This window comes from Nitrosospira multiformis (genome assembly GCF_003050865.1).
Lineage (GTDB): Bacteria > Pseudomonadota > Gammaproteobacteria > Burkholderiales > Nitrosomonadaceae > Nitrosospira > Nitrosospira multiformis_E.
On the sequence record NZ_QAOK01000033.1, the window covers coordinates 16,301 to 31,729 of the forward strand.

The 15,429-nt window shown below is 48.7% G+C and carries 14 protein-coding genes and 1 pseudogene; 14 read left to right on the forward strand and 1 reads right to left on the reverse strand.

Features of this window, described 5'->3' with window-relative positions; translation table 11 throughout:
* Nucleotides 1-27 precede the first annotated feature (27 nt).
* The 14 genes and pseudogenes from C8R21_RS13535 (at nucleotide 28) to C8R21_RS13600 (ending at nucleotide 14,345) form a co-directional block, all read left to right on the forward strand.
* Entirely contained in the window at nucleotides 28-762 is a 735-nt protein-coding gene (locus C8R21_RS13535) for a class I SAM-dependent methyltransferase (RefSeq protein ID WP_258192422.1), read from the forward strand.
* Nucleotides 755-1,132 (forward strand): GtrA family protein, encoded by a 378-nt coding sequence (locus C8R21_RS13540; RefSeq protein WP_107763180.1) that lies wholly within the window; start codon nucleotides 755-757, stop codon nucleotides 1,130-1,132. Before C8R21_RS13535 ends, C8R21_RS13540 begins: the two co-directional genes overlap by 8 nt.
* 162 nt (nucleotides 1,133-1,294) lie before the next feature.
* A complete protein-coding gene (locus C8R21_RS13545; RefSeq protein WP_107763181.1) occupies nucleotides 1,295-3,667 on the forward strand; it encodes a 6-pyruvoyl-tetrahydropterin synthase-related protein in 2,373 nt (790 codons plus the stop codon).
* A 189-nt stretch (nucleotides 3,668-3,856) separates the two neighbouring features.
* Entirely contained in the window at nucleotides 3,857-4,807 is a 951-nt protein-coding gene (locus C8R21_RS13550; RefSeq protein WP_258192420.1) for a glycosyltransferase, read from the forward strand.
* Nucleotides 4,808-4,950: 143 nt separating this feature from the next.
* A complete protein-coding gene (locus tag C8R21_RS13555) occupies nucleotides 4,951-5,544 on the forward strand; it encodes an acyltransferase (RefSeq protein WP_107763183.1) in 594 nt (197 codons plus the stop codon).
* Nucleotides 5,545-5,577: 33 nt separating this feature from the next.
* Nucleotides 5,578-6,315 (forward strand): WbqC family protein, encoded by a 738-nt coding sequence (locus C8R21_RS13560; RefSeq protein WP_107763184.1) that lies wholly within the window; start codon nucleotides 5,578-5,580, stop codon nucleotides 6,313-6,315.
* Between the two features lie 44 nt (nucleotides 6,316-6,359).
* Nucleotides 6,360-6,878 carry an EamA family transporter gene (locus C8R21_RS13565; protein WP_258192421.1) on the forward strand — a complete coding sequence of 173 codons (519 nt, stop codon included), beginning with the start codon at nucleotides 6,360-6,362 and terminating at the stop codon, nucleotides 6,876-6,878.
* Nucleotides 6,879-6,921: 43 nt separating this feature from the next.
* On the forward strand, nucleotides 6,922-8,043 hold the full coding sequence (gene rffA, locus C8R21_RS13570) for a dTDP-4-amino-4,6-dideoxygalactose transaminase (RefSeq protein ID WP_107763186.1): 1,122 nt from the start codon (nucleotides 6,922-6,924) through the stop codon (nucleotides 8,041-8,043).
* A gap of 296 nt (nucleotides 8,044-8,339) precedes the next feature.
* Nucleotides 8,340-9,560, forward strand: a complete 1,221-nt coding sequence (locus C8R21_RS13575; protein WP_181258951.1) for a TIGR04063 family PEP-CTERM/XrtA system glycosyltransferase — start codon at nucleotides 8,340-8,342, stop codon at nucleotides 9,558-9,560.
* Nucleotides 9,553-10,800 carry a glycosyltransferase gene (locus C8R21_RS13580; RefSeq protein WP_107763188.1) on the forward strand — a complete coding sequence of 416 codons (1,248 nt, stop codon included), beginning with the start codon at nucleotides 9,553-9,555 and terminating at the stop codon, nucleotides 10,798-10,800. The genes C8R21_RS13575 and C8R21_RS13580 overlap by 8 nt, the downstream gene beginning before the upstream one ends.
* A 7-nt stretch (nucleotides 10,801-10,807) precedes the next feature.
* A complete protein-coding gene (locus C8R21_RS13585; RefSeq protein ID WP_107763189.1) occupies nucleotides 10,808-12,211 on the forward strand; it encodes a phenylacetate--CoA ligase family protein in 1,404 nt (467 codons plus the stop codon).
* 2 nt (nucleotides 12,212-12,213) lie between these two features.
* Nucleotides 12,214-13,317 (forward strand): CDP-glycerol glycerophosphotransferase family protein, encoded by a 1,104-nt coding sequence (locus tag C8R21_RS13590; protein WP_107763190.1) that lies wholly within the window; start codon nucleotides 12,214-12,216, stop codon nucleotides 13,315-13,317.
* A 105-nt stretch (nucleotides 13,318-13,422) separates the two neighbouring features.
* Nucleotides 13,423-13,856 (forward strand): annotated as a pseudogene (gene tnpA, locus C8R21_RS13595) (IS200/IS605 family transposase).
* A 99-nt stretch (nucleotides 13,857-13,955) separates the two neighbouring features.
* Nucleotides 13,956-14,345, forward strand: coding sequence for an adenylyltransferase/cytidyltransferase family protein (locus C8R21_RS13600; RefSeq protein ID WP_219906674.1), 390 nt, complete (start codon nucleotides 13,956-13,958; stop codon nucleotides 14,343-14,345).
* A gap of 23 nt (nucleotides 14,346-14,368) precedes the next feature.
* On the opposite strand, the gene C8R21_RS13605 is transcribed toward C8R21_RS13600, so the two are convergent.
* Nucleotides 14,369-15,262: an IS1595 family transposase gene (locus C8R21_RS13605; protein ID WP_107763192.1), complete on the reverse strand. Its 894-nt coding sequence runs from the start codon at nucleotides 15,260-15,262 to the stop codon at nucleotides 14,369-14,371.
* Nucleotides 15,263-15,429: the final 167 nt, after the last annotated feature.

Genomic DNA, 15,429 nt, shown 5'->3' on the forward strand with positions numbered 1-15,429 from the left:
TATATGAATCCGGACGCATATGTACAGATGGCGGAAACGGAATCGCGCCATTGGTGGTTTGTGGCACGGCGAATTTTGCTATCTTCAATAATTAGTAGAATGGGGTTGCCCCTGAATATCCGAATTCTGGAGGTCGGAGCGGGAACGGGCGGGAATCTTGAGATGCTATCCAGATTCGGGCATGTAAGCGCAATGGAAATGGATGGCACTGCGCGGGCAATTGCAAAAAAAAAGACCCGTGGCTGCTTCGATATTCGCTCGGGCTCCTGCCCTTCCAGTATTCCTTTCCCTGAAGCAGCATTCGATCTGATTTGCCTATTCGACGTTCTCGAGCATATTGAGGAAGATGTTGCCTCACTAACGGCTTTGAAGAGATTGCTCACGCCTCAAGGCCGTATTTTACTTACTGTTCCGGCCTATCAATGGCTTTGGAGTGAACATGATGAATTTTTGCATCATAAAAGAAGATACCTAGCTTCTGACCTGAGAGAGAGAATCGAAGGGGCGGGGCTGCAAATAGAAAAGCTATCCTATTTCAATACATTGCTCTTTCCGTTAGCGGTTATTGCCCGCGCCAAAGATCGCTTGTTTAATGCTGCTTCCGCAAGCGGAACGTCAATTCCTGTTGCCCCCATCAATAAATTCTTCTATCTCGTGTTTAGTGCCGAGCGCTTTTTGCTTCGAATGTTTTCCCTTCCCTTCGGCGTATCCCTGTATGCTATCGTTCATCCCCGGCGATCCCCGGTATCGGCAGATGAATGACTTTGTAATAGTCAGACAAGCTAAACGTTTTCTCGTCTCGGGTTTACTGGTGACAGGACTGCACATCCTGGTAGCTGCCAGTTTTATACATCTGGCTTTGCTGATTCCAGCGCTTGCAAATGGAATTGCTTTTATTGTAGCGACGGTCTTTTCGTACCTGATCAATACACTTTGGAGTTTTTCCCAACCCCTCTATGGAAGAAACTTGATCCGATTCCTCACAGTTTCACTACTTGGGTGCCTGCTCGCAGTGGCCGTCTCCGCCACGGCGGATTTTTATAACATGCATTATTTGATGGGAATCGCGTGTGTGACGATTACCGTTCCCCCGATCACCTTCTTTCTACATAAAGTATGGACATATCAATAAGCAAGGGGAATTTTTTCATATCATATGTTCATTTAAATCGTCTTTTTTGTCTTGACTCTCATTTTTCCCGCCTTACATTTTCAGATGGCACAGCCATTATTTCAGTTTGAGTAAAAATTTTGAGTTGTCGTACCCTTATTGCTTTTGCAGTTAATTAGAGACGTGAGTTTTAAAAAATTGTTCCTTCCTCAATATGTGCTGTACTATCCGGCAGCTCTATTAGTTGCAGCGGTAACGTATCTGGTTACCCTGGTAGATCCTCTAAAATATCCGCTAGCACGTTTTTTATCCGAGGGAGGCGGCATATCTGGATTACCTGAATTCGCGGTAAAGCTATTCACTCCTGCTCATGTGGCAGCCGCTGTTATGCTGGTCGCGCTGTTCTTTCTGATTGTTTACATTGAAAGAAAAAGTCGGTCTATTTCTGCCGCGCTGCTTGCAGGACGAGGTTTTCCGTTTTACGTATTCGTGGCAGCACTCTTCATCTGGTTCTCCCAAGCGTTCCTTTATCCCGGTGTCCTGTTGGCCGGGGACTCAAACTTTCATATCGCACGTATTGCCCATTTTCGCTACGGGCTGGAAGAAGCAAGGCTGATTTACTGGAATAACTATTGGCATTTGGGAATGCCCGAATATCAGTTCACCGGTCCGTTATTGTTTTGGCTGGGCGGGGTAATTGATCTTTTATTCAGTGATCCTTACTTCACGGCCAAGCTCGTCCTGTTTGTAGCCCAATTTAGTTCCGGTGTTTTTCTCTTCGTATATCTGCGCGTTCTGCAACTGGATCGCTTCGCTTCGCTGATTGGCGCAGTAGCATACTGCGGGGCCTGGGCGCATCTTCATATGCTATTGTATAAGGGCGCCCTACCGCAGGCCATTATTTTCACGCTACTGCCCTTGGGCCTGTTATATATCGAGAAGCTCGCCCGTATCAAACGTTACTCAACATGGTATTGGCCAGGCCTTGCCACCGTTTTAGCAGCTCTTTTCATCAACCATCCATCCAACGGATTCTTTGGAGCTTTATACCTGGCGTTATATTCATTGCTTAGCATGACTGTGGGGCGATTCAGTTGGCGCATTGGTCCACTTCTGCTAAGCGCCGCGGTTGCCGCCATACTAATTTCGTTGTTTCTATTAGTTCCGGTTCTAGTCGAGCGAGACTGGGTTACCATGGAAAACCCCGGTTCCTTGATAAGTTTCGTCAGCCCAAAACTCGAGTCGCTATCGTATCTACTCCTGTGGCATTACGGAAATACCGGCCCGGGTAGTAATTTCTTTGCCTACATGGGATTGTCTGTTCTGGCGCTGGCTGCCCTGAGTGTATATCACCTGAAGGACGCTACCTCCGATCAAAAAAGGCTGCTTGCCGTACTGCTTATTTTGTGGGTGCTAAGTTTCTTCCTTACTGGTCCTCACATCCGGCAGTCGACCTTCATTCTGTTGTTTACAGCTATCCTCGCGGGTATCGGCGTTAGCAGGATCACATGGAAAGAAAACAGCACGATGCCTGCGCTATTGATATTACTTCTATTGCTCGATCTGGGAACTATCGCCATCCAGCCAGTTGCACGAACAGATAAGGAGTATTTTGCGACAGGAGCTGAGGAGTTGTCCCGCAATCATGCATCCGAACGTGTACTAATCAGTGCCTCTTATAGCGGTGACTTCGGTATTTCCATATGGGACGGGGGTCCCATGATGAGTTACCCGGTGCAACAACTCGGAGTGCCGTTCGCATATTCAGTCCCTATGTCACATAATTACGTGGCCGCAGCAGTAAAGCAGGCAGAGCATGATTTACAACTCAATAAGAAGCTCTCGAAATCTTCGCTTGATATGCTTTCGTTGCTTAATGTGGGCTATATCGTCAATGACAACGGGAAGAATCTGGGATTTTCGGAGCAGTATCCGGAGACGGTTTATGTAGATGCATTAGGCAAAGCCATACCAATAGCCGGTGCAACACCTGTCGTTTTCTCCACCGTATTGGATGACAAAATTCCGGAAAAGATTCTCGATAAACCCATTTTATGGGATGAGGAGTTTGTCCTTCCCTATCCGACGCGAACTGGAAAAGTTTATAAATTTCTCAAATCGGTAATCGATGAGATGGGATTTGACCCTGAGTCGAGGACTGTTAGCAAGATATTCATTCGGGAAGCTTCACCTATTCCGAAGAGTGAGAGTAAAGGGCCTCTTGCAGCCCGAATACTGGATTATAAAGTGGATATTGGCGAGGTGATCCTGAAAGTGGAAAGTGAGGATGCAGGCTGGGCTAGACTTGCTCATGCCTGGTATCCGGCGTTGGAAGTAATACATAATGGTATTAAAATCGAAGCATTCCAGGATGCCATCGGCCAAATTGTGGTTCCCGTTGTTTCTGGAATAAACGAATATTCTCTTACGCCTACGCTAACCCCTCTTCGTCAGGCAACCCTCTGGATCTCGCTTATAGCCTTTTTGGGCATTTGGATATCTACTGGAGCGTTCCGCTACTTTCAAGCCAAAAAGAGAGGTTATGCGAGTGAGTAAAGTTGTAAGTGACGTACTCGGGCTTCCCCCCATGTTATGGTTGCCGTACCTTGGCCTACATCAAAGATAATGCAGCAGGTTATCTTTTGCTAGTTATTTCCATTTCTCCCCTTTATTGCCGGCAGGATGACCCTTGGCAATACCCGATGCGAAACAAGTACTGCCCATAGGGCAAAAAGAAGGCATAAAGTGAAACAGGCAGAAGTTCCTGGTGATTCGCCCGATATCACGATCGTCTCGACGATGTATCGCTCGTACCCCTTTCTTGAACAGTTTCTCGGGGATTGTCTGGAAGCTCTAGCAGATATAAAGTGCAATTATTTCGAAATATTGCTCGTTAACGACGGCTCACCTGACGATTCTCTGCGCTACTCACTTCAACGCAAGGTGGACATTTCCCAACTGGTAGTTGTCGATCTTTCGCGCAATTTTGGTCATCATCATGCCATCCACGCCGGATTGCAACATGCACGGGGAAATCTCGTTTTTCTGATTGATTGCGATCTGGAGGTCTCACCCCTTGTCCTGGTTGAGTTTTACCGCAAGCTTCACGCTTCGGGGTGCGATGTGGTATTTGGCTATCAGGAAGCACGCAAGGGCGGGCTATTTGAGAGGATTACAGGTGATTTATTCTGGAAGGGATTCAATCTACTCAGTGACGTGAAAATCCCTGAAAACATTGTTACGGAAAGAATCATGACTCGGCGCTACGTCGAGTCCCTGCTCCAGATGGGCGACCGCAACCTGTTCCTTGCCGGCATGATGAGTTGGGCGGGCTTTCAGCAGATCGGTCTGCCCATTGTCAAAAAACAGCGTGAAGGTCGAAGCACGTACACTCTCATGCGACGTGTAGGATTGATGGTGAATGCGGTCAGTTCATTTTCCGCGCAGCCCCTCGTCTGGCTGTTCAACATAGGCGCGACTATTACGCTACTCAGCTTTTCCTTTGCATTCTATCTGGTTTTTCGGAAGCTCGTTTTCGACGATGCCCTGTTAGGTTTCACTTCAATCATGACCGCAATAATGCTTAGCCTCGGTATTCTGACAACCGCAGTGGGGGTTGTCGGTATTTATCTGGGAAAAGTGTTCGATCAGGTACAAAACCGTCCCAGCTACATTGTAAAGGACATTTACCGGTAGCTTGGAGCGAAAGGCAGTGAGGGTGTCTGCTTAAAGGTTTTTATGGCTGCTCGAGGTCTTTCGTCAACTTCAGAACAGGTACGGGCGCGTTCAGATAGGGAGAATTTAAAGCTTGCGTACTTATTCCGATCGACGGATTTTTTATGAACAAGAAGCAAGAAGACGACCGCTATTACGCAAGAGAAGAACTCGAAGAGATGGGGTTCAGGAAGCTGGGGCGCAATGTGCTGGTGAGCCGGAGCTCGCGACTATATATTCCCGAATATATTTCCATCGACGACTATTCCATTATCGATGACTTCTGTATCGTATCCGGGAATGTGGAATTGGGCAGGAACGTTCATCTTGCGCATGGCTGCCGACTCATCGGCGGCCGCGAGGGGATAAGTTTCGCGGATTTTTCAGGGCTTGCATATGGTGTGACGATATTTGCTCAGTCAGATGATTATGGTGGAGATGCGTTAACAAACCCGACAGTGCCGATGAAGTTTCGGAAGATCATGCGAGCTCGAGTTGAAATTGGGCGTCATGTGATTGTTGGCGCAGGAAGTGTTATTTTTCCGGGAGTGCTGTTAGGAGAAGGATCTTCAATTGGCTCATTAAGTATGGTCACAAAATCAACCGAGCCTTGGGCGGTATATTTTGGGATTCCGGCAAAAAAAATAAAAGACAGGCATCGTAACCTTTTAGAGTTGGAAAAAGAATATTTGGTTGAACAGGGCGATAATACTGGATAAGAGGAAGCAACGCTGACGAGAGCTTCGACATCCATGGCGGATTTAGAAAATATAAAAGAATCTTTATCCCGGCACTACGGGAAGCGAGTGGCCATACTTCAATCCAACTACCTGCCTTGGAAGGGTTATTTCGATATCATCCATGACGTCGACTTGTTCATTTTCTATGATGATGTGCAGTACACTCTGAGAGACTGGCGCAATCGGAACAAGATCAAAACTTCGCGTGGTCTTGACTGGCTAACTGTGTCAACCAACGGTACTCGACAGCACCTGATCTACAAAGTTGGGTTTACAGATGCAAAGTGGCAATTAAAACACTGGGAAACACTGCGGCACAATTATGGAAAGACGCCTTATTTCAAGCGTTACCGCCCGTTTCTTGAAGACGTCTATCTGGGAACCCGATGGGAGTCTCTCTCCGATCTGAATCAATATCTCATCTTACAAATTTCACGTCAGTTTCTAGGAATCACGACAATTTTTGCGGATTCCCGTAGTTATCATGCTGAAGGGGAAAAGCAGGACCGCATAATCGATTTGTTAACCAAAGCTGGAGCTTCTATCTACGTGTCTGGTCCATCCGCGAAAAGTTACATCGACGAGGCAAGGTTTGCTCGGACCGGTGTTGGATTGGTATGGAAGGACTACAGCGGGTATCCGGAATACCCACAGTTTCATTCCCCCTTCGAACATGCCGTTACCGTATTGGACTTACTATTTCACACTGGAGGAGAGGCTCCATATTATATATGGGGGTGGCGCGGTTAATAGTTAAGGAACAATTGACCCGAATACGAACGCTCTACGTCAAAATGAACCCTCCCATTCAAAGGGCTTTACAGGTTTTTGGGCCTCTCTGGAAGAGGATTATAAGCAAGATAACGTTCTTTTCGAGGGATCGTAGATTCGAGTTGAACTTAAAATTACGTCAGGGGTGTGAGGAAAAGATGAGCGAACGGTTTGATCTGGCGGGTCATTTCTATATCTTCTTAACCCTGCTATTTACGGTCTATGGTCAGTTGGTGCTGAAATGGCAAGTGGGACAAGCCGGCAGTATGCCTGAAGGAGGCACCGACAAAATACTGTTTCTGCTTCAGCAGTTTTTTAATCCATGGATCATTTCGGGGTTATTTGCCGCATTTCTTGCCTCTCTTGCGTGGATGGCCGTCATGACTCGCTTTGAGCTTAATTATGCCTATCCCTTCATGAGTCTTGCGTTCATCATCGTGATGCTTTTTTCAGTGGTTTTCCTGAATGAAGCGCTTACGCTGCAGGGCATTTTGGGGACTCTAATGGTCGTCGCAGGTTTGGTTGTCATTGCCCGAGCTTAACACATACTGTTTTTATCCATTACCCAACAGGCGTACCTCAACTGTGATTCCCTTCAACAAACCCCACATGACGGGTAAGGAGTTGTGGTATGTCAGCCAGGCTCATGCGAATGGACACTTGGCGGGTGACGGGAGTTTTACGAAGAGGTGCAGCGCTTGGCTGGAGCATCGAATCGGTTGTCACAGGGCCTTGCTGACGCATTCCTGTACGGCTGCGCTGGAGATGGCCGCAATACTGGCTCGCATTGGCCCAGGAGATGAGATCATCATGCCCTCGTATACTTTCGTTTCCACGGCCAATGCTTTCGCATTACGAGGAGGTGTGCCGGTATTCGTTGATATCCGGCCAGACACCCTCAATATTGACGAGGCACTGATCGAGGCGGCCATTACCTCCAGAACCAGAGCGATTGTGGCAGTGCACTACGCGGGGGTAGGTTGCGAGATGGATGCCATTATGTCAATTGCGGAGCGGCACGGATTGATCGTGATTGAAGATGCAGCGCAAGGCATCATGTCCAGCTACAAGGGACGGCCTCTCGGCAGTATCGGACATCTGGCCGCACTGAGTTTTCATGAGACCAAGAATATCATTTCGGGAGAAGGAGGCGCCTTATTGATAAATGCCCCCGAATTTATTGAACAGGCCGAGATCATCCGGGAGAAAGGCACCAATCGAAGCCAGTTTTTTCGCGGTCAGCGGGACAAGTATACATGGATGGATCTGGGATCATCCTATCTTCCCAGTGAACTCGTAGCCGCCTTTCTTTGGGCCCAGATGGAAGAGGCATATGAGATTACCGCCCGACGTCTCGAAATCTGGGAAACCTACCATAAGAATTTTGAGGCTGTGGAAAAACAGAACCGGGTTCGCCGCCCGGTTGTTCCTTCAGAATGCACGCACAACGCCCACATGTACTATCTGCTGCTGCCAGACCTCAAGAAGCGTACAGCGTTTATCGCGACACTTATGCAACAAAAGGTGGGCGTTGTTTTCCACTACGTTCCGTTGCACAGTTCCCCCATGGGCGAAAAGTGCGGGCGCAAATCCGGGCCGCTTGTGCGAACTCAACTGTTGAGCGACCGGCTAGTGAGGCTGCCGTTATGGCTGGGATTGGAAGAATACCAGAATGAGGTTATCCAGCAGGTCATTGCAGAGTTGTAAAAACCGCGCATTTACGACAGAGGTTTAACAATTTATTCGCCGGTTGCTGGTTATTATGTCGAGGCGTGGTACAGGTTAGGCCAATAAAATTTCCCTATCCCTTCCGGTTAGTGGGGGCGGTACATCAGAAGGCGAAGAACAACGCTATTTTTTTAATTTGTTCACTTACCACTAGTGTAGTGTTGCACGCTAATTGAAGCATATGAAACCCAGTATTCCCGTGGTTTATAGCCTGATCATAAATTCCATCAAGAGTACTTCACTACACTACCGGATAAAACCTCCGCAAAAGATTGATGCGAATTCTCCATATTCTTGATCACTCCCTTCCCCTGCACAGTGGCTATACCTTTCGGACGCTGTCCATTCTCAAGGAACAGCGTGCGCTGGGCTGGGAGACCTTTCATCTGACAGGATCAAAGCAGGAAAACTGCACGGCGCCCGAAGAGGTTGTGGATGGGTGGCACTTTTATCGTACCGCTGAAGCAAAAGGAGTAGGAGGACGTTTGCCTTTCCTGAACCAGATCGCCGTCATCGACACGCTCACTCATAGGCTGCGCGAGGTCGTCAACGTCGTCAAGCCGGACATCCTGCATGCCCATTCACCCGTCCTGAACGCTATTCCGGCTCTGTGCATCGGCCGCAAACTGGGTATTCCGGTAGTGTACGAGGTAAGAGCGTTCTGGGAGGATGCAGCAGTCGATCATGGCACAAGTCGCGAATGGGGTATTCGATACCGCCTGACGAGGGGGCTGGAAAGTCATGCGTTGAAACGTGTGGACGCCATTACTACCATTTGCGAAGGCCTGCGAGGCGATATCCTTGCGCGGGGCATAAGACCCGAAAAAGTAACAGTCATCCCGAACGCGGTCAATGTCGAAAGCTTCAGCATCAGTAACACCCGCGACGGGCAACTCGCCGAAGATCTCGGGGTGGCAGGAAAGCTTGTCCTCGGCTTTATTGGGTCCTTCTACGCTTATGAGGGACTCGGCATTCTATTGCAGGCGTTGCCGGAGATGCTGCGCAGCAATCCTGATATACGTGTCCTGCTGATTGGGGGTGGGCCGCAGGAAAGAGAATTAAAGGATATGGCGAATCAGTTGGGATTGGAAGGAAAGGTAGTCTTTACCGGCCGTGTTCCGCATGAACAGGTGTCGCGCTACTACGACCTGATCGATGTACTCGTCTATCCCAGACTCCCCATGCGGCTCACGAATCTGGTGACTCCGCTCAAACCCCTGGAAGCGATGGCACAAGGCAGACTCGTCGTTGCTTCAGACGTAGGTGGTCATCTCGAACTCATACAGGATGGAAAAACCGGTGTGCTGTTCAAGGCAGGCGATACACACGCTCTCGCATCCAAAGTGCTGAATCTTGTTTCCAGACGTGACTTATGGCCTGGACTGCGCGACGCTGGCCGTATTTTTGTTGAAATACAGCGGAACTGGCCGGCGAGTGTTGCGCGTTACGAGGTAATTTACAAGCGACTCCTGGAGGAGAAAAACAAAAATGAATAGCGGCGAACCCAGGATCGTTGTATTTTCCAGCCTTTTTCCCAACCCAGCTCAACCGAATGCAGGAATATTCATCCGTGAGCGCATGTTCCGGGTAGGGGAAACGCTTCCCCTGAAGGTAGTAGCGCCGGTACCCTGGTTCCCATTCCAGAGACTGATCCGAATCTGGAAACCCCATTTCAGACCGGATATGCCGGCTTCAGAAGTGCAGGCCGGAGTGGAGGTTTTTCATCCGCGTTTTTTCTCAGTACCGGGTATTTTCAAGTCACTAGATGGTCTGTTCATGGCAGCGGGAAGCTGGGTCACTTTGTGGCGACTCAAACGGGAATTCGATTTCCAGATTATCGACGCTCATTTTGCCTACCCCGATGGCTATGCTGCCGCGCTGTTAGGCAAGTGGTTCAAAGTGCCCGTTACCATTACTTTACGGGGTACAGAAGCGCGGCTTTGCCGAAACTCCGTCAGCCGGCGGCTTATTTGTAAGGCGCTAAGCCGGGCAACTCGCGTTTTTTCAGTAGCGGACTCGTTAAAACGTACCGCAATAGATATTGGAGTACCGGAAGATAAAATTCGCGTGGTGGGAAACGGCGTGGATACCCACAAATTCCAACCCCTCCCGCAAGATCAGGCGCGGGAGCAACTTGACCTGCCGACGAGTGGGCACATGCTTGTTTCTGTGGGTGGCTTATGTGAGCGGAAAGGTTTCCATCGCGTGATCGAGTGTCTGCCTGATTTGAAAAAGGCTTTTCCCGGCCTCCACTACCTCATTGTTGGAGGGGCCAGCGCAGAAGGCGATTGGAGCGACAGGTTAAAGCGCCAGGTCGCGGAACTCGGATTATCGGAAGTTGTGCATTTTCTCGGCCCCATGCCGTCCGGGCGGATAAAAATCCCTCTTTCCGCAGCAGATATTTTTGTTTTGGCGACCAGAAACGAAGGCTGGGCCAATGTCTTTCTTGAAGCAATGGCGTGTGGCCTGCCGGTTGTCACGACAGATGTGGGGGGGAACAGGGAGGTGGTGTGTAGTGACGAATTGGGGAAAGTCGTACCTTTTGACGACCGCAAGGCTTTTACCGAGGCTATGCTCGCGGCACTCGCGGCAGTGTGGGAGCGGGAAAAAATAACGCAACACGCACAGAACAACTCGTGGGATCAGCGTGTGGCGATACTTATAGACGAGTTCCAGAAGGTGGTTGCTTTGAAGGAAGGAAAAGCAGGAATTTCCACCGCTGCAACAGAAGGATAGCAAACCTGTGACTGAACTGTACACTTCGGTAATATCTTCAGTATTTTTTCCTCTCCATGAACGGCTGAAGAAGCACGACACCGTCGCCGTATGCCGAAAGATGGAGGTCTCCCAATGGTGGGATAGAACACGCCTGGAGGAATTCCGGCTTTTGAGGATGCGTCAGTTTCTGGCAGAGGTAGAAGCGCACGTGCCTTATTATCGCAAACTGTTCTCGGAGACTGGTTTCCAGGCGAAAGAGATAAGCGGCATTGCGGACCTTGCGCGGTTGCCCTTGCTCGATAAATCTACCATCCGGGCGAACACGGATGCAATGAAGTCGGAGAAGGCTAGAGATCTTGCACGCTTCAACACCAGCGGCTCCAGCGGTGAGCCGCTGGTGTTTTATATCGGCAAGGAGCGCGTAAGTCACGATGTCGCTGCTAAATGGCGGGCAACGCGTTGGTGGGACGTGGATATCGGCGACCGGGAGATGGTCGTGTGGGGTTCGCCTATCGAACTCAATGTACAGGATCGCATCCGGGGCCTTCGCGACAGACTGCTGCGGACGAAGCTATTGCCCGCCTTTGAGATGTCGGAGCAAAAACTGGATCGCTTCCTAGTCGAGATTCGTCACACCCGACCGAAAATGCTTTTCGGGTATCCCTCGGCGTTGTCCCTTATTGCCCGGCACGCGGAGGCGAGAGGGCAGCAGATGGACAATGTGGGCATCAAGGTCGCCTTCGTTACCTCAGAGCGATTGTACGACGACCAGCGCCAGCAGATTAGCAAAGTTTTCGGTTGTCCGGTAGCAAATGGCTATGGCGGCAGGGATGCCGGTTTTATCGCGCATGAGTGTCCCCACGGGGGCATGCACATCACCGCTGAGGATGTTATCGTCGAGATCGTGGATCAACAGGGCGCATCACTGCCTTGCGGCACTGCAGGGGAAATCGTTGTTACCCACCTCGCTACCAAAGATTTCCCTTTCATCCGCTATCGTACAGGCGATATTGGAGTGCTGGACGGCAGGTCCTGTACTTGCGGGCGGGGACTTCCCCTGCTCAAGGAAATACAGGGCCGCAGTACCGATTTTTTTGTTGCGCAGGATGGGACCGTCATGCACGGGCTGGCATTGATCTATGTGTTGCGAGATCTGCCTGGGATACGGGGCTTTAAGGTGGTACAGGAAGATATTGACCATACGCACATAATGCTGGTGCCAGCAGATGAATTCGATAAAAACATTATTTACACCATCGAGTCGATGTTTAAAGCCCGACTTGGGCAAGGTGTAACAATAACCATCGAAGAAGTGATGGAAATTGCGCCCGAGAAATCAGGAAAGCACCGTTATCTAGTAAGCCGGGTTATACCTGGAGCTAGGCGAACTGAGTTAAAAAATATAACTCCAGAATCAAGTGAAAATTGAATATGATTTCTAAAAGAAGAATGCTGTTTGCATTACAGCTAAAGTTATGGCATTCATACAATCGAATAGCCAGGAGAAAAAAGAAAAAAATATTGTTCGACTGCCCTTATGACTTTCATTATTCCCATCTCCAGCCCCTCATTGAATCTCTCAGCCGTCATTCTGAGTTTGATATAACGGTAGTCAAGACGGACGATTTCAGCCAGACGAAACTGGAGGGTGTGAAATACATTGATACCGATACTCTGCAGCAAGAGATATTTGCTGTCTACGACATTTACTTTACAACAGAATTTGACATCCTTCCCTGGTGGTTCACTGGTGTAACCAGAATATTTTTTCTGCATGGGGTCGGACCGAAAGTATCATATTTTGCTTCAGAAAAACTAAGGGTTTTTGATGTAGTACTTGCACCGGGACCTTATGTCGAGTCAAAACAAAGGGCATTTCTAAAAAAAGACGCTGTTTTATATCCCGCAGGTTTGCCTGTAACGGATCGATACTTCCTACCCGGGGAGCAATCTTTGCCTGCCTACATCAAGTTTGAAGAAAAAAAAAATATCATTCTTTACGCGCCAAGTTGGAGCAGCAATCCTGGTCAAGTTTCTATTGATCTCGATATTCTTCATGCACTATCGAGTCAAACGACTTGTAACGTCATCATCAGACCCCATCCAAATCTTCTTGTCCCTGAATTATGTGCTGGAATCAAATGGAAAGAGGTGATTGAAGAAATTCTGTCGAAGAATAGAAGAATTTTTTTACACGCGGGAAGGGGCACGAGTGTATACGAGGTTCTAGGCTGCGTGGATATTTTATTGGGAGATATAAGCTCAGTAGTTTATGAATTTCTAGCTCTTGACAGACCAATCATCCTCTATTTGAAGGAGGGCGTAGACGAGTTTTACCAAAGTGAGGAATTTGTCTTGGAAACAAGGCTAGCTTGTTACAATATTAATGATCCAGCGACGCTGCCCGCCACTGTTCTCAGGTGTCTTCAGAATAAGAATTCGCTTTCGGCAGAAAGGAAGAAAATGATGGCACGATCTCTTTATAATCCAGGTCGAGCGATTCCTCAAATAATTAAAATACTTACTGAGCTATAAATAAACAGGGTAATCCCCCGGCTCTGCCGGGGGATTAATTAAGGTTTGACCGTGTGAAGCGACCGCCCCGATTCTTTTAGTTTGACCAAAAGCTAGGAGAATCGGATGAGAGATTACCAGAGTCTGAGGTATACGACATGGGACTGTAAGTACCATGTCGTATTTATACCGAAGAGGCGGAAGAAAGCGATATTTGGAACGATACGCAAGCACCTTGGCAAGGTGCTACACGAATTGGCGGTGCTGCAGAAGGGCTGCCAGATTGTGGAAGGGTACTTACGCCCGGATCACGTGCACATGTGCATCAGTATTCCACCGAAGCACTCGGTGTCGTATGTAGTGGGTTATATCAAGGGCAAGAGCGCGATTTCGATCGCGCGGAAGTTTATGGGGAAGGCAAAGAATTTTACGGGTGAGAACTTCTGGGCAAGAGGTTATTTTGTATCGACGTGGGATTGGATGAAGAGATGGTCAGAGAGTATATTCGGCATCAAGAGAAAGAGGACGAACATTATGACCAGCTCAAGCTTGGCATGTGATGCCGCCTTTAGGCAGCGCCGGTTTTTTGCCCTTTTGAGGGGCTAACAGAAATAAGCCTCCGCTTTGCCGGAGGTAATTTAACTTTCGATGAGGCAGTGATGAGAGTAATCACCTTTGGGACGTTTGATGTGTTGCATATTGGGCATATAAACATTTTGGAAAGATCAAAAGCCCTTGGGAACTACCTGATCGTAGGGGTTTCTTCAGACGAACTCAATTTCTCAAAAAAAAAGCGATTTCCTGTTTATAGCCAGGATCAGAGAATAAAGATAATTCAATCGCTTAAATTTGTTAATGAGGTTTTTATAGAAGAATCTCTCGAATTAAAAAGACACTATTTAAAAACCTACTCTGCGAATATTCTAGTGATGGGTGATGATTGGAGCAGTAAATTTGATGAATTCAAGGATATTTGTGAAGTGCGCTACCTTGAAAGAACACCCTCGATTTCAACTACCGAAATCATCGAGATAGTGAAGAAGATTTGATTTCGATAAAAAATTATATGCCTCTATACCATTTTCAGTTTAATTTGGTTATGCGTCAGACAAGCGTTGAGCAGGCGTAAAGGCAGCTGTGCTTCCCACTCTCGCCGATTAAAGCGATAACAGAACTCATTGAGATACTCTTGCAGATACTTGGACGACACACCGTGATAGGTTCCCAGCAAAAACGCCTTGAGGTTGTCAATCGCGATATGCACCCAAGGCAGCCATTGCCCGGCCAAGGCAGGTGGGGTCACACGCACGGCGTGGTGCTGAGTTTTGCCGATCTCCAGCAGCGAAGGCAATGCATCACTACGCACCCATTGGCTAGGCGGAAGATGCTGCTTAACAAACTGCGCCACTTTGTCCTGCGTAATGCCAGACACCTGTTGCATGGCAATGAAGCCTGAGCGCTTGTCCCGGTTCTCAATCGCCACCAGCACCGGAGTTTTACCCCCGGCGCCGCGTCCCCGCTTTCCCCCGGTACGGCGCCCTCCAATCAACGCATCATCCATCTCAATCAGATCGTGCAGCCGGTATACGCTATCCCGGTGTCCCATGGCAATGCGAATCTTGCGCAGCATCCGGCTGGCGGTGATCCACGATACGTCTATTTGCTTGGACAACCGCATGGCGGAAATGCCGCCTTTGTCCGAGGCCGCCAGGTAGATCGCCCAGGACCACTTGGTCAAGGGCAGGTTGGTGGAATGAAACAGCGTGCCCGCTGTCAGCGAGGTTTGAGTGTGACATTGGCCACATTCCCACGAGTGACGCGTGGAAATGGCATAGCCATGATCGTGTCCACATCGGGGGCAGCGAAACCCCTCCGGCCACCGTTGACGGGCAAGTGCTTGAGCACAGGACGCCTCGCTCCCAAACTGCTTCTGCCAATCCATCAGGTTCATCTCCGCCGTATTCATGACTCAACCCCTTAGGGCGTCGATCTCAATAAATTCAGGCAAATAATACTGAAAATGGTTCAGAGCATAAAAAATTATGAATATCACGACTTCGGTTGACAGTTTTGATACATTCAAACTGTTTTCAGGAGTTGTTCATGAATCTACAAGCACAAAGAGATATATCC